This is a genomic window from Streptomyces dysideae, assembly GCF_001514305.1.
Taxonomy (GTDB): Bacteria; Actinomycetota; Actinomycetes; order Streptomycetales; family Streptomycetaceae; genus Streptomyces; species Streptomyces dysideae.
In genome coordinates, this window is the sequence record NZ_KQ949100.1 from 71,755 (window position 1) to 88,299 (window position 16,545).

At 70.8% G+C, this 16,545-nt stretch carries 18 protein-coding genes; 5 read left to right on the plus strand and 13 right to left on the minus strand.

Translation table 11 applies throughout. From position 1 onward, the window contains the following. Window positions 1-61 precede the first annotated feature (61 nt). The 4 genes from AQJ91_RS32615 to AQJ91_RS32625 all read right to left on the minus strand — a co-directional run bounded on the left by AQJ91_RS32615 (window position 62) and on the right by AQJ91_RS32625 (window position 3,226). On the minus strand, window positions 62-1,159 hold the full coding sequence (locus AQJ91_RS32615; RefSeq protein ID WP_067028764.1) for a YlbL family protein: 1,098 nt from the start codon (window positions 1,157-1,159) through the stop codon (window positions 62-64). A 63-nt stretch (window positions 1,160-1,222) separates the two neighbouring features. Further along, on the minus strand, window positions 1,223-1,387 hold the full coding sequence (locus tag AQJ91_RS54675) for a hypothetical protein (protein ID WP_199848075.1): 165 nt from the start codon (window positions 1,385-1,387) through the stop codon (window positions 1,223-1,225). Window positions 1,388-1,548: 161 nt separating this feature from the next. After that, entirely contained in the window at window positions 1,549-2,007 is a 459-nt protein-coding gene (locus AQJ91_RS32620) for a molybdenum cofactor biosynthesis protein MoaE (protein WP_067028767.1), read from the minus strand. A gap of 106 nt (window positions 2,008-2,113) precedes the next feature. Beyond that, window positions 2,114-3,226, minus strand: coding sequence for an SDR family oxidoreductase (locus AQJ91_RS32625; protein ID WP_067028770.1), 1,113 nt, complete (start codon window positions 3,224-3,226; stop codon window positions 2,114-2,116). A gap of 192 nt (window positions 3,227-3,418) precedes the next feature. On the opposite strand from AQJ91_RS32625, the gene AQJ91_RS32630 reads away from it, so the two are divergent. Then, window positions 3,419-4,858 (plus strand): zinc-dependent metalloprotease, encoded by a 1,440-nt coding sequence (locus AQJ91_RS32630; RefSeq protein WP_067028773.1) that lies wholly within the window; start codon window positions 3,419-3,421, stop codon window positions 4,856-4,858. Further along, entirely contained in the window at window positions 4,855-5,370 is a 516-nt protein-coding gene (locus AQJ91_RS32635; RefSeq protein ID WP_067028776.1) for an NUDIX hydrolase, read from the plus strand. The genes AQJ91_RS32630 and AQJ91_RS32635 overlap by 4 nt, the downstream gene beginning before the upstream one ends. Window positions 5,371-5,414: 44 nt before the next feature. Here AQJ91_RS32635 and AQJ91_RS32640 read toward each other — a convergent pair whose 3' ends face one another. The 4 genes from AQJ91_RS32640 to AQJ91_RS32655 form a co-directional block, all read right to left on the minus strand. Next, on the minus strand, window positions 5,415-6,170 hold the full coding sequence (locus AQJ91_RS32640; protein ID WP_067028779.1) for an AIM24 family protein: 756 nt from the start codon (window positions 6,168-6,170) through the stop codon (window positions 5,415-5,417). Between the two features lie 17 nt (window positions 6,171-6,187). Next, entirely contained in the window at window positions 6,188-6,868 is a 681-nt protein-coding gene (locus tag AQJ91_RS32645) for an AIM24 family protein (RefSeq protein ID WP_067028782.1), read from the minus strand. 11 nt (window positions 6,869-6,879) lie between these two features. After that, a complete protein-coding gene (locus AQJ91_RS32650; protein WP_067028785.1) occupies window positions 6,880-8,571 on the minus strand; it encodes a TerD family protein in 1,692 nt (563 codons plus the stop codon). A 132-nt stretch (window positions 8,572-8,703) separates the two neighbouring features. Then, window positions 8,704-9,300 carry a M48 metallopeptidase family protein gene (locus AQJ91_RS32655; RefSeq protein ID WP_067028788.1) on the minus strand — a complete coding sequence of 199 codons (597 nt, stop codon included), beginning with the start codon at window positions 9,298-9,300 and terminating at the stop codon, window positions 8,704-8,706. 229 nt (window positions 9,301-9,529) lie between these two features. Here AQJ91_RS32655 and AQJ91_RS32660 point away from each other — a divergent pair, with 229 nt between their 5' ends. Both AQJ91_RS32660 and AQJ91_RS32665 read left to right on the plus strand, forming a co-directional pair. Next, window positions 9,530-10,786, plus strand: a complete 1,257-nt coding sequence (locus AQJ91_RS32660) for a TOMM precursor leader peptide-binding protein (RefSeq protein ID WP_067028920.1) — start codon at window positions 9,530-9,532, stop codon at window positions 10,784-10,786. Further along, complete coding sequence (locus tag AQJ91_RS32665; RefSeq protein ID WP_067028791.1) at window positions 10,779-12,146, plus strand: ABC1 kinase family protein; 1,368 nt, start codon at window positions 10,779-10,781, stop codon at window positions 12,144-12,146. The genes AQJ91_RS32660 and AQJ91_RS32665 overlap by 8 nt, the downstream gene beginning before the upstream one ends. A 26-nt stretch (window positions 12,147-12,172) precedes the next feature. Here the strand turns inward: AQJ91_RS32665 and AQJ91_RS50400 are convergent, their stop codons facing one another. The 5 genes from AQJ91_RS50400 to AQJ91_RS32680 form a co-directional block, all read right to left on the minus strand. Next, entirely contained in the window at window positions 12,173-12,382 is a 210-nt protein-coding gene (locus AQJ91_RS50400; protein WP_079085376.1) for a hypothetical protein, read from the minus strand. Between the two features lie 136 nt (window positions 12,383-12,518). Continuing rightward, window positions 12,519-12,842 (minus strand): hypothetical protein, encoded by a 324-nt coding sequence (locus AQJ91_RS32670; protein WP_067028794.1) that lies wholly within the window; start codon window positions 12,840-12,842, stop codon window positions 12,519-12,521. Further along, on the minus strand, window positions 12,839-13,207 hold the full coding sequence (locus AQJ91_RS32675; RefSeq protein ID WP_067028796.1) for a WhiB family transcriptional regulator: 369 nt from the start codon (window positions 13,205-13,207) through the stop codon (window positions 12,839-12,841). The genes AQJ91_RS32670 and AQJ91_RS32675 overlap by 4 nt, the downstream gene beginning before the upstream one ends. 177 nt (window positions 13,208-13,384) lie before the next feature. Next, a complete protein-coding gene (locus AQJ91_RS50405; RefSeq protein WP_079085377.1) occupies window positions 13,385-13,708 on the minus strand; it encodes a hypothetical protein in 324 nt (107 codons plus the stop codon). Between the two features lie 165 nt (window positions 13,709-13,873). After that, entirely contained in the window at window positions 13,874-16,069 is a 2,196-nt protein-coding gene (locus AQJ91_RS32680) for an ATP-dependent DNA helicase UvrD2 (RefSeq protein ID WP_067028799.1), read from the minus strand. Between the two features lie 184 nt (window positions 16,070-16,253). On the opposite strand from AQJ91_RS32680, the gene AQJ91_RS32685 reads away from it, so the two are divergent. After that, the gene (locus AQJ91_RS32685) at window positions 16,254-16,496 is read left to right on the plus strand and encodes a mycoredoxin (RefSeq protein WP_067028802.1); all 243 of its coding nucleotides are present in this window, start codon (window positions 16,254-16,256) and stop codon (window positions 16,494-16,496) included. Window positions 16,497-16,545: the final 49 nt, after the last annotated feature.

Consider the following 16,545-nt stretch of genomic DNA (forward strand, 5'->3'; position numbering starts at 1 on the left):
ACGGCGATGGGGGCGCCCTCGATGTGGAGGGCGCCCCCATCGGCGTGTGCGGGCCTGCCGCTCAGCCCTTGGTGGTGCACTTCGGCAGGTCGGCGGTGTCGCCCGCGCGGATGTCCTTGAGGGCGCCGAGGGCGTCGTCCATGGTGCCGACCTTGACGAGGGTGAGCCCCTTGGGGGTGTCCTTGGCGGCAGCCGGGCAGTTGTCGGCGGGCGTGAGGAAGTACTGGGCGCCCTTGCCGCGCGCGCCGACGGTCTTCATCTCGATGCCGCCGATCGGGCCGACCTTGCCGTTGTCGTCGATCGTTCCCGTGCCGGCCACGAACGTGCCGCCGGTGAGGTCACCCGGGGTGAGCTTGTCGTAGAGGCCGAGCGCGAACATGAGGCCGGCGCTGGGGCCGCCGACGTCGGCGAGCTTGATGTCGATGGTGAACGGGAACGTGTGGTCGGTCCCGGCGGAGATGCCGACGATGGCGCGCTTCTCACCGCTGTCGTCGGACGGGGCGGTGGTGATCGTGATGTCCTCGGTCTTCGTCGCCGTCCGCTTCTCCTTCTCGGCGGCGGCCTGCTCCTTGGCGGGCACGATCGTGAAGACGACGTCCTCGCCGGGCTTGTGCTTGGTCACCAGTTCGGCGACGTCGGAGGGCTCCTTCACCGCCGTACCGTCGACTGCCTTGACCACGTCACCGGCGTGCAGCTTGCCCTCAGAAGGGGTCCCCTTCACCACGGTGGAGACGATCACCCCGGACTTCACCGGGATCTTCAGCTCCTTCAGGGCGGCGACCTTGGCGCTCTCCTGTGACTGGCTGAACTCCTCGGCGTTCTCCTGGGTGGACTGCTCCTCGGTCTTGCCGTCGGGGTAGAGGGTGTCGTGCGGGACGACCTTGTTGTCGTGCGCGAGCCATCCGTAGACGGCCTCGACGAGGTTCATCTTGTAGTCGGCGCTGGTGACCCGGACGGTGGTCATGTTCAGGTGACCGGTCGTCGGGTAGGTCTTGCGTCCCGAGATCTGCAGCACCGGCTCGCCGTCGTGGTCCCCGAGGGTGTTCACCGTCGGCCCCGGGGACATCTCCGAATACGGCACGGGGATGAACACTCCCGCGCACAGGAGCGCGATCAGCATCAGGGTGGAGGCGAGCATCGTCGCGGTGCGGCGTGGCATGCCTCGACAGTACGGGACGCTCCTGTCAGAGCCCCGTCAGGGCCGTCTGTCCGGGGACGGGCGTCAGCTCCCGGTGTCGGACTTCTCCATGGCCTCCCGGAACCGCGCGTATCCGACGAGCTCGGGCCCGTCGCTGCGCACCTTGCGGGTCCGGTTGGCCCAACTGCCCCACAGACCCGCGCCGATCGCAGCCACAAGCGGAATCAGCAACCAGGCGAGCGCCGCCATGCCGTCCTCCCATCCTGGTGAGCGACCGCAACTGACTGATCAGCAGATTAACCATCCGCAGTGACAACGCTCACGGCAGGGGTGCGGTTACGCAACCGGAGGGGTTCAGCAGGCGCCCACCCGCCCTCCCGTCGCCCGACCACCACCCCTCAACGACGGCGCTACGCGCCGACCCATTCTTCTGTGCCGTCGGAGAACGTCTGGTGCTTCCAGATGGGCACTTCGTGCTTGAGATCGTCGATCAGCTTCCGGCAGGCCTCGAAGGCCTCGCCCCGGTGGGGGCAGGAGACGGCGACGACCACGGCAAGGTCTCCGACCCCGAGGTCCCCGACGCGATGCACCGCGGCCAGCGCGCGTACCGGATAGTCGGCGACCACCTTCTCGGCGATCCGCCGCATCTCGGCCTCTGCACTGGGATGGCAGGAGTACCCGAGCTGGTCGACGTCGGCGCCCCCGTCGTGGTTCCGCACGGTTCCCACGAACAGCGCGGTCCCCCCGGCGGCGTCGTCCCCGACGGCCCGGAAGACCTCGTCCAGGGAGAGGGCGGTCTCCCGGATGCCGATGAGCTTGATGGGGTCGTCCGCGGCCTGCTCGCCGGGATGATCGTGAGTGGATGCCATGGCTCCATCGTGCCTCACGCCTCTGACAACGCGGAATGGAACTTGCACCAGGCACGCGCGTGTGGACGCTTGAAGCCTCCTACAGGCCGGATCCGCCCGGCCCTCCTCAGATCCGCCGCCGAGCCTTCCGGGCCCGCCGCACCACGGCCGCCGCACCCAGCAGGGCCACCGTCGCCCCCGCCGCCCCGGCCGCCGTCGCGTCCTTGCGCCCGAGCCGCCGCCCGGCGACCGTGTGCCGCCCGGAAACCTCGTCCAGCAGCTCCGCGAGAACCTCCTCGTTGGTCCACTGCGGCCGCCACCCGGCGTCGTGGAGCCGGCTCCCGCTCACCACCCAGGGGTACATCGTGTACGCCAGGTCCCCGGCCGGAGACGGCGTGAGCCCGATCCGGTGCAGCCGGGCCGCCGCGCCCAGCGCCACCGTCGACGGCAGCTCCATCCGCCGGATCCCGCTGAGCTCCTCGACCTCCTCCTGCTCCAGCCACCCGTCGCACCCGACGGAGAGCTCCCCGTCGACCTTCTCCAGGACGGCGTACTCCAGGGCGCTGCACAGATCCTCGACGTGGCAGAACTGCCAGGCGGGCCGCGACCCGGCCACGACCAGCAGCCGAGGGGACTCGAAGTACCTGGTCAGCGCGGTGTCGGTACCGCCCACCAGGACGGCCGGCCGCGCCACGGTGACATTGAGTCCGGGATGGGCCCGGGGCGCCCGCCGCGCGAGCCGCTCGATCTCCAGCAGATCGCCGACCCCGGTCGCCTCCGCGGTGGCCCGCAGCTCGGCGTCCTCGGACAGCGGCAGCTCGTTGTCCGGCAGCGCCCCGTAGACCATCGCGGACGTGCACAGCACGACCCGGTGGACCCCGGCCGCCGCCGCGGCGGTCAGCACGGTCTGGGTCCCCCGTACGTTGTAGGCCGTACGGGCGGCGGCGTCGGTCTCCAGGTCGAGATCGAGCGCCAGATGGACCACCACGTCCGCACCGCGCAGCTTCTCCGCGATGGCCGGATCCCGCACGTCGAGGATGTGCCACTGGGCCGCCGCGCACTCGCCGCGCCGCTCGTCGATCGCGATGACCTGCTTGATCTCCTCCGACGCGGCGAGCCGCTCGGTCAGCAGCGCGCCGACCCCGGACGCGGCACCGGTGACCGCTACGACGGGCCCGCGCACGGCGGGACTGGTTGACTGGTTTCGCGCTGCGCGAACCTGCGGATCAGGGGAACTCACCGGGCGTCTCCAGCGGTTGTCTTCAGTACGGACGCGAGTGACGCGTACGTACCAGGTGGCATCCATCCTGCCGCAGGCCGCGAGTCGGCGAAGCACCGAGGCCCGAACCGCCCATGGTGTCTACGCTGGGTGGTGTTATCGGGCAGTCGCGCCGCCGGGGAGAACCGGCGGCCTTACCAGCCGAGGAATCCCGTGAGTGACACCCCATTCGGATTCGGCCTTCCGCCGGAGGAGCCGGACGACGGCGACGAGGGCAAGAAGAAGGACCAGCAGAGCGGTGGTGGTCAGGGCCCGGCCAACCCGTTCGGTTTCGGCGGGCTGCCCGGCGCCGGGGGCCTGGGCGGCCCGGGGGCCGACAATCCGTTCGCTGCCATGTTCGGATCGCTGAACCCCACCGACCTGGGCGCCGCCTTCCAGCAGCTGGGCCAGATGCTCTCCTACGAGGGCGGCCCGGTGAACTGGGACATGGCCAAGCAGATCGCCCGCCAGACGGTCTCCCAGGGCACCGCGGAAGGCTCCAAGGACGCGAGCGTCGGCCCCGCCGAGCGCACCGCGGTCGAGGAGGCGGTGCGCCTGGCCGACCTGTGGCTCGACGACGCGACGTCCCTGCCGTCCGGCGCGGGCTCCGCCGTGGCGTGGTCCCGCGCGGAGTGGGTCGAGGCGACCCTGCCCGCGTGGAAGGAGCTCGTCGACCCGGTCGCCGAGCGCGTCGGCACCGCCATGGGCGACGTCCTGCCGGAGGAGATGCAGGCCATGGCCGGCCCGCTGATCGGCATGATGCGCTCGATGGGCGGCGCCATGTTCGGCACCCAGATCGGGCAGGCCGTCGGCGTCCTCGCCGGCGAGGTGGTCGGCTCCACCGACATCGGCCTGCCGCTCGGCCCGGCCGGCAAGGCCGCGCTGCTGCCGGTCAACATCGAGACGTTCGGCAAGGACCTGGGCGTACCGAAGGAGGAGGTGCGGCTGTATCTCGCCCTGCGCGAGGCCGCCCACCAGCGCCTCTTCGCGCACGTGCCGTGGCTGCGCTCGCACCTGTTCGGCGCGGTCGACGGCTACGCGCGCGGGATCAAGGTCGACACGGCCAAGCTGGAGGACGTGGTCGGCCAGTTCGACCCGCAGAACCCCGAGCAGCTGCAGGACGCCCTCCAGCAGGGCATGTTCCAGCCGGAGGACACCCCGGAGCAGAAGGCCGCCCTGGCCCGTCTGGAGACGGCTCTGGCGCTCGTCGAGGGCTGGGTGGACGCGGTGGTGCACGCGGCCGCGAAGCCACGCCTGTCGTCGGCGGACGCGCTGCGCGAGACGCTGCGCCGCCGCCGCGCCTCGGGCGGCCCGGCGGAGCAGACGTTCGCCACGCTGATCGGCCTGGAGCTGCGCCCGCGCCGCCTGCGTGACGCCTCCCGCCTGTGGGCCTCGCTCACGGACGCACGCGGTGTCGACGGCCGGGACGCCCTGTGGGCCCACCCGGACATGCTGCCCACGGCGTCCGACCTGGACGACCCGGACGGCTTCGTGCACCGCGAGCAGCTGGACTTCTCCGAGCTGGACAAGATGCTCGGCGAGGCGGCGGGGAAGCCCGACCTCAGGAAGAAGGACGACTCCGAGGATCACGACAAGGGCGACGACACCGAGTGAGCCTGTACGACGACACGGTCCTCGTGCTGAAGGGCTACGAGGACCAGCCCGAGCTGCGCCAGGCGTATCTGGACCATCTTGAGGCGCATCCGGACGGCATGTGGAAGGTGTGCGGGGACGGCCACATCACGGCGAGCGCGCTGGTGATCGACCCGGATCGGGAGCGCGTCCTGCTCACGCTCCACAAGAAGCTGCGGAGGTGGCTCCAGATGGGCGGCCACTGCGAACAGAGCGACGGCACGCTCGCGGACGCCGCGCTCCGCGAAGCCACGGAGGAGTCCGGGATCCCCTCGCTGCGCCTGCTGCAGGGCACCCCGGTCCGCCTGGACCGGCACCACACGCCCTGCGCCTGGCACCTGGACGTGCAGTACGCCGCCGTAGCCCCGCGTGGATCCGTGGAGGCGATCAGCGACGAGTCGCTCGACCTGCGCTGGTTCGGCTACGACGAGGTGGCGGACGTGGCGGACGACTCTGTCGTACGGCTACTGGAAGCAACCCGCGCCAGACTCTGAAGCGGTAAGGGGTGACCGCCCTGGCGGTCACCCCTTACCGGTACTCAGCTCCAGACGTTGCCCTGGTTCTGCCCCCGGGCCCCCTGCTGCCCCATGCCGTACTGGGCGGCCAGGCCCGACCCGATCTGGGCGTTCTGCGGCGGCAGCAGCTCGCTGGGCTGGACGAGCGCGTAACCGCTGCCCATGAAGCTGAGCTCCCAGCCCTCACCGGTGCTGCCGCGGCGCCGCCACACCCCGGAGGAGTGCGTCTGGGCCTGCATCTGGACGCGCAGGCCGGTCGACCAGGCGACGATCGCGTCGGCGTCGCAGTTGACGTACTTGTCGGGGGTGACCTGCAGCAGCAGCGGCGCGCCGGAGGTCATGAGGGCGACCCTGCCGCGGCCGGTGATGTTGAGCTGGTACTTCCCGGAGCCGGAGATGCCGTAGAGGCTGTCGACGGCGATGACCTCGTGGTGCAGCGAGGAGTCCATCGCCAGCACGTAGCTGCTGTCGACGGTCAGCCCGTCCTGCTCCACGTCCATCAGGTGGACGTGCTGGGCGAGGTTGGCGAGGTAGACGGTGCCCTGCCCGTGGCAGCGCATCAGGTCCAGGCCCTCGCCGGTGTGCGCACGCGCGCGTCCCTGCTGGTTGCTCTGGTACTCGGCGTCGAACTCGACCATCCCCTGGTAGGCGACCATGGTGCCTTTGCGGGCGAGGACGTCGTCGTGGCCCTCCAGGGCGACCCGGAGCATCTGCTTGTTCTGCAGGCTCCAGCGGTCCTGGGTCTGCTGGTCGTTGTAGGCGAAAAGCGGGCTCTGCATGGCGTTCTGGCTCCCCCTCAGCCCCGGACCCGGAGACGGTCGGTGCTGTCCTCGCTGGGCTGGACGACGACGATGCCCTCGCCGGAGAAGGCCATCTGGTAGGCCTCGCCGCTGCCCCGGCCGATCAGGGACTGCGCCCGGAAGCTGCGCTTGCCCTTCACCTTGAGGTTCGGGGACCAGGCGACGAGCGCGTCCGGGTCGACGTAGGTCTCGTTCTCGCCGCCGCCGCAGTCGACGACGATCGGCTTGCCCCGGGAGGTCAGCGCGACCCAGCCCTGCCCGGAGATCTTGGTGTTCCACAGGCCCTGTCCGGCGAACTTCGCCAGCCCCTTGACCCGTTCGGCACCCCACTGCAGATGAGCGTCGAAGGCGAGCAGGTTGGTGGCGTTGACGGAGATGCCGTCGCCGTTGAGGTTGATGACGACGACGTTGGCGCCGTAGTCGGCGAGGTAGAGCAGTCCGTCGCCGGAGCATTTCATCAGGGGCGCGCCCTCGCCGGTCATCCAGTCGCGCGCGATCTGGCGCACGGCCGGCGGGTTGGGCTCGTACTGGATGAACCCTTCGTAGGCGACCATCGACCCCACGCGCGCGAAGAGGTCGTTTCCGGTCTGCATGGCGACCTTCAGCATGTGGTTGCCGTGGTTCTCCATGCGGGCGGTGACGGGTGCGGGGGCGTAGCCCGCGAGCGGCTGGTTCATGACGGGCTCCCTCAGATCTCGTACGGCTGGACGACGATGAAGTTGCCTGGCGCGGCCCGGAACTGGAGGTTGACGCTCTCTCCGGTGGCGCCGGCGTAGGCGTTGTGCCGCATCCGCACCTGGCTGGAGACGACCACCTGGGCGGCGGACGACCAGGCGACCACGGCGTTGGCGTCGGCGAACGTCGTGGGCGTGACCGGCAGCACCACGGGCGTGCCGTGCGTCTTGACGACGATCGTGCCGGTGCCCTGGAACTGCATCGTGAACAGCGCGCCGCCGGGGATGCCGTGGCCTTCGATGCGGCGGACCTCGTACTGGAGGCTCTCGTCGAAGGCGAGGACGTTCTCGGCGGAGACGCAGATGCCGTCGCCCTGGAGCTCGATGGGGTGCAGCATCGTGGAGTTCTCGGCGAGGAAGACCTGGCCCTGGCCGGTGCAGCGCATCAGCTGCATCTCCTGGCCGGTCGCGTTGCCCACGATTCGGCCGGCGAACCCGGCGCCCTTGTAGCTGAAGTCGACCTTGCCCTGGTAGAGCACCATGCTGCCCTGCCGGGCCAGCACGGGCTGCCCGCCGATACCGAGGTCGACGCGGACGAGCTTCTTGGTCTGCTGCGTCCAGCGCTGCCCGGTGGGCGTCTCCTTGAACTGCTGGAGCGCCGCGACCACACCCGGCCCCTGAGGCGCGCCCTGCGGGACACCCTGGGGCGCTCCGTAGGGGGCCTGCTGGCCCGGGGCCTGCCCGACGGGGGGCTGCTGGCCGTATCCGGGGGGCGGGGTCGGCTGGCCGTAGCCCGGAGGCGGGGCCGGAGCCTGCGGGGCCTGGGGCTGGGCGTAGCCCGGGGGCAGCGAGGCGCTCGAGGCGGGCTGGCCGTACGGGGGCTGCTGGCGGGGCTGGCCGTAGGGCGCGGGCGCCGGGGCGGGTGGCGGCACCTGGGTGCCGCCGGGCGGCGTCATGGGCGCGACGATGGTGGGCTGGGCGTGCACCGAGGGGGCGGGAGCCGGCGGCGGGGTTGCCCCCGGCGGCGGCGCGAAGCCCTGCGCGGCGGGCTGCGGAGCCGGTGCTGGAGCGGGGGCGGCCGGGGCGCCGAACGCGGGCGGCGCGGCGGCCTGCGGGGGCGGCGCGAAGCTCGGGGCGGCGCCGGACTGAGGCTGCTGAGGGGCGGCGGGCGCCTCCTCTTCGAGGACCTCGCCGCCGAAGTTCTTCAGCAGCGCGTCCAGACCGCCGTCGAAGCCCTGCCCGACCGCGGCGAACCGCCAGACGTCCTTCAGGTAGAAGTCGCCCAGCATCACGGCGCGTTCGGTGGAGAACTCCGAGCCGTTGAAGGAGTACCGGGCCACCTCCTCGCCGCCGGCGACGATGCGGATGTATCCGGGGCTGATCTGCGACATCTGCCCGGCGCCGTCGAGCGTCGCCGTGAAGGACAGCTTCTGGATCTGAGCGGGGATCCTGTCGAGCGTGACCCGGAAGGACTCCGTGTCGCCCGCCTGGGCGCCGAGGAGCTGAATGGACTCCTCGGGGGACTTCGGCTGGTTGAAGAAGACGAAGTACTGGTCGTCCGAGAGCCGTTCGTCGGCGTCGAGACCGAAGCAGCTGATGTCGAAGGTCAGTCCGGGGCCGGAGATCTGCACACCTACGTACAGATCCGTACCCGCGGTGAGGTCACTGATCCTGGCCTTGTGGCCGCGTTGGAATTCCCTGGCCATGCGTTACGACCGTCCCCCATCCCGAATGTGAGTGCGTCGCGCCAGGCTAACGGCAAACTCGGACACCGGACGAAGTCGGTACAGAGCCGGTACACAACCCGCTCCAGGCCGTACCGGGATCCCTGCCCCGGGTCACTCGCCGCGCGCGCCGGGCAGATGGGGCAGCCGGTCGGCCGCGACCACCCCTTCAAGGTAGCCGCGCGCCCGCTCGGTCCGCGGATACGCCTCAAGGAGCCGCCAGAAGCGCGGCCCGTGGCCGGGCACGAGCAGATGCGCCAGCTCGTGGACGAGGACGTAGTCGACGACGTATTCCGGCATGCCCTGCAGCCGGTGCGACAGACGGATGCTGCCCTCTGCGGGGGTGCACGAGCCCCAGCGGGTGTTCTGGTTGGTGACCCAGCGGACGGAGGTGGGCCGGGCGCGGCCGTCGAAGTACTGGGTGGACAGGCGCTCGGCGCGCTCGGTCAGCTCGGCATCGCCGAGGACCCGTTTACTCTCCTGGGCGGCCAGCTTGTCGAGCATGACGCTCACCCAGCGTTGCTCCTCGGCCTCGGACATCCGGGCGGGGATGAGCACGACGGTGCGATCGCCCTCGCGGTACGCGGAGACCGTCCGACGTCGACGGGAGCTCCGGCGGACCTCGATCGCGCTCGTCTTGGAGCCGCTCGGCGGCGGGCTCGTCGTGCTGCGCTGTGGCATTCCGGCGCGGTGCAGTGGGTCGGCGGGCACGCCCCGACGTTACCCGCTGCAAGCGGGTGAAGTCCCGAGTCCGGGACGGTTCGATGCCGATCCCCCACCATGCGTTTGATTTGTACGACGAATACTCACCACCTGTGGACAACTTTCCGCACCGAACCGCGCATCCGGGCATGCTGGCACTCACCGGCGGAGCTGCGACCGACCTCCACCGGCACACGGGGACGTACTCACGACGCAACGGGGGCCTGTCATGCAGTCGATGGTTCCGGCGATTCCGGTGGTTCCGGCGGTTCCGGCGGTTCCACTGGTGAAGCCCGCGCTCAGGCGTGGCTGGCGCGATCTCAAGACCGTGCAGCTCGGGATGGCTCCGGCGCACGCGATGACGCTGGGTCCGATGGACACGGCGACGGGCAGTTTCCTGGAGCTGCTCAACGGCACCCGCGGGATGGAGCTGCTGCGCGAGGAGGGCCGTCGTATGGACCTGCCGGACGGTCATGTCGACGCGCTGGTGGACCGGCTGGCGCGGGCCGGGCTCGTCGACGACGCGCGGGGCGGCGGGCCGGCCGCCGCCGAGCTGCGCACCAAGAAGGAGGTTCTGGACCGGCTCCGCCCCGATCTGGCCTCACTGTCCCTGACCACGTCCGAACCGGGCGACGCGATCAGTCGGCTGGCCGCCCGCCGATCCCTGCGGGTGCAGGTCCGGGGCGCGGGCCGGGTGGGCGCCGTGCTGGCCTCGCTGCTGTCGGGCGCGGGGGTCGGCGAGGTCGACGTGCGTGACATCGGGCGCGCCGAGCCGTGGGACGTGGCGCCGGGCGGGCTGCCCGCCGAGGCGGTCGGCGAGCGCAGGGACGACGCGGCCCGAAGGGCGGTACGCCGGTCGGCACCGGACCGCCCGCCCCGCCGCGGACCTCAGTCGCCTCCCGAGGGGGACGGCCCCGGCCACTCCCTGGTGATCCTCGCCCCGCGCGACGATGTCGCCGTGCACACACCCGACCCGTCCGCCGCCGCCCCCTTGATCGCTTCCGGCACGCCGCATCTGTACGCCGGTGTCGTGGAGGGAACCGGTGTCGTCGGCCCTCTGGTCCTGCCCGGTGAGACAAGCTGCGCGGGCTGTATGCACCAGGGCCGCACCGACCGGGACCCGGCCTGGCCCCGTCTGGTCGCGCAGTGGCGCTCGGGTTCGGGCAGGTCGCGCGAGGTGCGGCCCTGCGATCTGACGCTGGCCACGACGGTCGCCGGGCTGGCGGCCGCACACGCGCTCGCCTTCCTCGACGGCCACACGCCGTCGAGTACCGGCGCTCGCTGGGAGGTCTCCCTACCCGCTCTGAGCTGGCACGCCCGGCCGATCTGGGCGCATCCCGCATGCCCCTGCGGGGCCGCGGAGAAAGGTGGAGGCGAACGCACCTCCAAAGACAAGGAGACGCACGAGACAATGGCGGAGCAACGGCCGTCAAAGGAGCTACGCCGCAAGGCAGACGAGGCGCGGCCGGCTGGGACCTGGAGGGCGCATGTCTGATCTTCCCCGCAAGGCGGTCACCCGTACCGCCAAGCTCGCCGCGCTCCCGCTCGGCTTCGCCGGGCGGGCGACCTGGGGACTGGGTAAGCGGATCGTCGGCGAGTCCGCGGAGATCGTCGGCCGCGAGCTGCAACAGCGCACGGCGGAGCAGCTGTTCAAGGTCCTGGGCGAACTCAAGGGCGGTGCGATGAAGTTCGGGCAGGCGCTGTCCGTCTTCGAGTCGGCACTGCCCGAGGAGGTCGCCGGCCCCTACCGGGCGGCGCTCACGAAACTGCAGGAGGCGGCACCGCCGATGCCGACGCGCACCGTGCACTCGGTGCTGGCGGAACGGCTTGGCGAGGACTGGCACGACCTGTTCCTGGAGTTCGAGGACAAGCCGGCCGCGGCTGCCTCCATCGGCCAGGTGCACCGGGGCGTGTGGCACGACGGCCGCGAGGTGGCGGTCAAGGTGCAGTATCCGGGCGCCGGCGAGGCCCTCCTGTCGGACCTGAACCAATTGAGCCGTTTCGCCCGCCTGCTGGGCCCGCTGATCCCCGGCATGGACATCAAGCCCCTCATCACGGAGCTCAAGGACCGGGTCTCCGAGGAACTGGACTACAGCCTGGAGGCCCAGGCCCAGCAGGCACACGCCGAGGAGTTCGAGGACGACCCGGACGTGGTGGTGCCCGGCGTGGTCCACCAGTGCGACCAGATCCTGGTCACGGAGTGGATCGACGGTATCCCGCTGTCGGAAGTGATCGCCGACGGCACCCGCGAACAGCGTGACCGCGCCGGCCAGCTCCTGGCCCGCTTCCTCTTCTCCGGCCCGGCCCGCACCGGCCTGCTGCACGCCGACCCGCACCCGGGCAACTTCCGTCTGCTGCCCGGCGGCCCGGACGGCGAGGACGACTGGCGCCTCGGTGTCCTGGACTTCGGCACGGTCGACCGCCTCCCGGGCGGCCTGCCCACGCCGATCGGCGACTCCCTGCGCATGACCCTCGACGGCGAGGCGGACGCCATCTACGAACTCCTCTGCGCCGAGGGCTTCGTCAAGGAATCCATAGAGCTGGACCCCGGTGCCGTCCTCGACTACCTGCTGCCGATCATCGAACCAGCCCTGGTCGACGAGTTCACCTTCACCCGCGGCTGGATGCGCAGCCAGGCGGCCCGGGTGGCCGACCCTCGATCCCCCGCCTACCAGCTGGGCAAGCGGCTGAACCTGCCCCCGGCGTACCTCCTGATCCACCGGGTGACCCTGAGCACGATCGGCGTGCTGTGCCAGCTGGGCGCGACGGTGCGACTGCGCGAGGAACTGGAGGAGTGGCTGCCGGGGTTCGTCCTGGACGAAGAGACGGAGGAGGAGTCCGCCGCGGAGGCGTGAGCCTGGGTAATCCTGAAGCAGAAGCCCTACCACCAGGCCGAGTCGAGTCTTCCCTCGATGGCTCTGAGGTTCTCCCGGGAGCAGGTGTCGCAGAAGTACTGGCGATTGCCGTTCTCCACGGAGCAGGTCCAGGTGGGCTGCGGGCCGTCGGCCAGGATGCCGCAGCGGGCGCACACGAGGGGCTGGGGTTCCGTGGCGGAGCCGCTGTCCTCACTGCCTCCGGGAAGACTCGTCACGCGGCGACGATATCGCCGTGGCGGAGGGATCGGCGGGCACAACGCACCGCGGGGGCCGGTCCGTTCGCCCGGACCGGCCCCCGCGGGGAGCTACCGCCGCCCCTGACGGGGAGGCCATCGCTTGTGGTGTTGTCGGTTACTGCATGACCGCCATGGCGAGCGCGCGGCGGGCGCGCAGCGAGGCGCGCTCCGCCCGGCGCTGCATCCGGCGGGCGGCCGCCAGGCGCGCGGCCTGTCGGTCCCGCTCCGCCTCGTGCAGTCGCTCGTGCATATGCGCACGGGCCAGGGCTTCTGGAATGAGTTGCATCTCTCGGGTCCTGTTCTGACGCGAGTCGTTCGCGCCACTGGTGGTGAAGTCTGGAATCGCGGAGCCCGCGGGCTCTTGGGTGGACGGCTTCATCGGGGCCTGCTTCTTGGGGTCGTGCGTGAGGGGGCGGTCGATCGTTCCTGGGGTGTTCATGCCGTGACCGGGTTCTTGCGCGGGCGGCCACGCGGCCGCTTCCGGGCGACGACAACGCCCTGGACGAACAGCTCGCCACCCCAGACGCCCCAGGGCTCACGCCGCTCCTTGGCGCCGGCGAGGCAGGCCTCCATCAGCGGGCAGGTGCGGCAGAGGGACTTGGCGTACTCGACGTCCGCCGGCGACTCGGCGAAGAAGACCTCCGGGTCGTAGGAACGGCAGGGGACGGGTACGCCGAGGTTCTCGATGGCGTCGTCGAGCGCGGTGAGCGCGGTGAGCGGAGTCAAGGGGGAGTCCTCCGTGAGGCCGGGCGGGGGGATCGTTTCGGAAGGCGGTACGGACGGGGCGTGCGCTTCGAGTTGCACGGTTCGTCTTCCTCGTCTGGTCGGTCCGGCCCTGTTGGGCCGGGTGTCGGCTTGGTACCGGGTTCTTTTCTTGTCCCGAGGCCCCTTCGCTCCGTCATCCCCGTTGGAGGACAAACAGAAGGGCCGCGGATCCCGGATGGGGTTCCGCGGCCCTGAAGGCGCCGGCCTGATCGGCAATCAGGCTGGATCACTCCAGGGTTCTGGCCCACGGAAGGCCCACATCAGGTGGTGCTGCGTCGTCTGACGCCGGTTTCCGGCACCGGCCGCCGTAAAGGCATAGGACTGCGCCTGTGCCGCTACTGCTTCCAGTGCCTTAGTCGGTCGCTCATTGCGCTCACGAACGGGAAGACCCGCGAGAGACACGGAGGACGCCGGGCGGGCGGCACAGATGCCGGACAGACCGGTGCCCTGGTTCGAGACGGCGGGAATGCACAGGGAGGCGACGACCGAGCGATCGGTCATTTTGACGGTGCTGATGGAACTGGTCTTGATGCTGATCACTGGACTCGCCTCCTCTCGGCGTCTCGGGGGACTGGGATGAACCAGTCCGACGGATATGCAAGTACAACACAGAGTTGGGCCCTCAGAGAAGGGCTCCGTTCCCGTGGCTAAGAACCTATGGGGATTGCTGGGGCATGCGCAAACTATTTTTTCGACGAGTTCGCGTCAGTCCTCATTTTCTGCTCCACCGGGTTCCTGACCTGCGCAGATGGCCAGGACATCGGCTCCGTAGCGGTTGAGCTTGCGTACTCCGACCCCGGGGATCCGCGCCAGCTCCCCCTCCTCGTCGGGGGCGCCCTCGGCGATCGCCATCAGTGTCTTGTCGGTGAAGACGCAGAAGGCGGGCTGCCCGCTGCGCTGTGCCTGGACCGCGCGCCACTCGCGGAGCCGTTCGTAGAGGCCCTCGTCCATGTCGGAGGGGCAGTCCTCACAGCGCATCAGCTTCATCTCGCCGGCATCGGTGAGAGTGCGTCCGCAGACGCGGCAGCGGGCCGGGGTGCGCTGGGTCCGCCTGGGGACAGCGCCCGGTCTGCTGGTGAAGCCCCGTTCGACGCCGCCGGTGCCGCCCGTGGCGGTGCGTCCGGCAGCTCCGGTGGAGCCGGGGCGCAGTCCGTCCAGGAAGCGGCTGGGGCGGCGGTTGGGGCGGCCGCCGGGCGAGCGGGACAGGGACCAGGAGACATGGAGGTGTTGTCGGGCGCGGGTCACGCCGACGTAGAGGAGGCGGCGTTCCTCCTCGATCTGTTCGTCGGTCTTTGCGTAGGTGATCGGCATCATGCCCTCGGCGACGCCGACCAGGAACACGACGTCCCACTCGAGGCCCTTGGCGGAGTGCAGGGAGGCGAGGGTGACGCCCTGGACGGTCGGGGCGTGCTGGGCGTTCGCCCGTTCGTCGAGTTCCGCGACGAGGTCGGCGAGGGTGGCGCCGGATTTGGCGGCGGCGAAGTCCTGCGCCAGGTTCACCAGGGCGGCCAGTGACTCCCAGCGCTCTCTGACGGCGCCGGAGCCGGCCGGGGGCCGGGGCGTCCAGCCTTCTCCGGAGAGCACGGCGCGCACCTGGGAGGGCAGGTCGACGGCGTCGTCGAGGAGCGAGTCGTTGCCGCCGAAGCGTGCCGCGCCGCGCAGGGCGATGCCGGCTTTGCGCACTTCGGGGCGGTCGAAGAACCGCTCGGCGCCGCGCAGCTGGTAGGGCACTCCGGCGTCGGCCAGGGCCTGTTCGTAGGTCTCGGACTGGGAGTTCGCGCGGAAGAGGATGGCGATCTCGCTGGCCGGGACGCCCGAGTCGACGAGTTCGCGGATGCGGCGGGCGGCGCCCTCGGCCTCGGCGGGCTCGTCGGTGTAGTCGGTGTAGACGGGCTCGGGTCCCGGGGCGCGCTGGGAGATCAACTCCAGTCGGTGGTCGGCGGCGCGGCCACTGGCCTGGGCGAGCAGGCCGTTGGCGAGGTGGACGACCTGGGGGGTGGAGCGGTAGTCGCGGACCAGTTTGACGACGGTGGCGCCGGGGTGGCGGGTGCGGAAGTCGAGCAGATGGTCGGGGGTTGCTCCCGTGAACGAGTAGATCGTCTGGCTGGCGTCGCCGACCACGCACAGGTTGTCCCGCTCGCCGAGCCACAGCTCCAGCAGGCGCTGCTGGAGGGGGCTGACGTCCTGGTACTCGTCGACCACGAAGTGCTGGTACTGGGAGCGGACCTGCTCGGCGATGTCCTGCCGGTCCTGGAGGATCGCCACGGTCAGCAGCAGGACGTCCTCGAAGTCGATGACCGCGCGGTCGCGCTTGAGGTCCTCGTAGGCGGAGTAGATCTTGGCGATCTCCGCCGGGTCGCGGGGGGCCTCGCGGCCGGCCTTGACCGCGGCGAGGGCGTAGTCGGCGGGGACGGTCTGGGTGACCTTGGACCATTCGATCTCGGCGGTGGTGTCCCGCAGCTCATTGCGGTCGAGGCGGATCCGGCAGGCGGCGGCCGCGTCGGCGACGAGCTGGATCTTGCGGTCGGCGAGCCGGGGCATGGAGCCGCCGATTGCTTTCGGCCAGAAGTACTGGAGCTGGCGCAGGGCGGCCGAGTGGAACGTACGGGCCTGGACTCCGGCGGCGCCGAGCTGGCGCAGCCGACCGCGCATCTCTCCGGCGGCGCGGTTGGTGAAGGTGACGGCCAGCACGCTGGAGGGCTGGAGGATCCCGGCACGCACGCCGTAGGCGATGCGGTGGGTGATCGCCCGCGTCTTGCCCGTGCCTGCGCCCGCCAGCACGCACACCGGGCCGTGCAGGGCGGTGGCCACCTCGCGCTGCTCGGGGTCGAGCCCTTCGAGCACCGCGTCGGCCGAGTCCGGTACCTGCGGGAAGAGGGTGGAGTGCGTTGCTGCTGTCACACGGCCATGCTGCCAGGTCGCCGGAGACGGGTGAGCCGGTTGTCCACAGGCAGGCCCTTGCAGTCGTACAAATGCGGCAGGCGTCACGCGGGCGGGCATACCCCTGGCGGGAATGGTGACCTGCTCGCGTGCGTTCCCTCTCTGGACTACCTCATCCCCGAGCCATCAGAGGAGCGCGCGAGACATGCAGGGCACTGTGACGATGTACAGCACGACGTGGTGCGGTTACTGCCAGCGGCTGAAGAAGCAGCTGGACCGAGAGGGCATTGCGTACACCGAGATCAACATCGAGCAGGACCCGGCGTCGGCCGCGTTCGTCGAGAAGGCGAATGGCGGAAACCAGACGGTCCCGACCGTGCTCTTCGCGGATGGTTCGACGCTGACGAACCCTTCGCTGGCTCAGGTGAAGCAGAAGGTCGGCGTCTGATCTCAGCGCCGGTACGAGAAGGGCGGTCCCCGGGATGTCTCGGGGGACC

Excerpts from the sequence above, each read along its gene's own strand:
- AQJ91_RS32615 (WP_067028764.1), bottom strand. The coding sequence starts at position 1,159 with ATGCCACGCCGCACCGCGACGATGCTCGCCTCCACCCTGATGCTGATC.
- AQJ91_RS54675 (WP_199848075.1), bottom strand. The coding sequence starts at position 1,387 with ATGGCGGCGCTCGCCTGGTTGCTGATTCCGCTTGTGGCTGCGATCGGC.
- AQJ91_RS32620 (WP_067028767.1), bottom strand. The coding sequence starts at position 2,007 with ATGGCATCCACTCACGATCATCCCGGCGAGCAGGCCGCGGACGACCCC.
- AQJ91_RS32640 (WP_067028779.1), bottom strand. The coding sequence starts at position 6,170 with ATGCAGAGCCCGCTTTTCGCCTACAACGACCAGCAGACCCAGGACCGC.
- AQJ91_RS32645 (WP_067028782.1), bottom strand. The coding sequence starts at position 6,868 with ATGAACCAGCCGCTCGCGGGCTACGCCCCCGCACCCGTCACCGCCCGC.
- AQJ91_RS32650 (WP_067028785.1), bottom strand. The coding sequence starts at position 8,571 with ATGGCCAGGGAATTCCAACGCGGCCACAAGGCCAGGATCAGTGACCTC.
- AQJ91_RS32660 (WP_067028920.1), top strand. The coding sequence starts at position 9,530 with ATGGTTCCGGCGATTCCGGTGGTTCCGGCGGTTCCGGCGGTTCCACTG.
- AQJ91_RS32665 (WP_067028791.1), top strand. The coding sequence starts at position 10,779 with ATGTCTGATCTTCCCCGCAAGGCGGTCACCCGTACCGCCAAGCTCGCC.
- AQJ91_RS32670 (WP_067028794.1), bottom strand. The coding sequence starts at position 12,842 with ATGAACACCCCAGGAACGATCGACCGCCCCCTCACGCACGACCCCAAG.
- AQJ91_RS32685 (WP_067028802.1), top strand. The coding sequence starts at position 16,254 with ATGCAGGGCACTGTGACGATGTACAGCACGACGTGGTGCGGTTACTGC.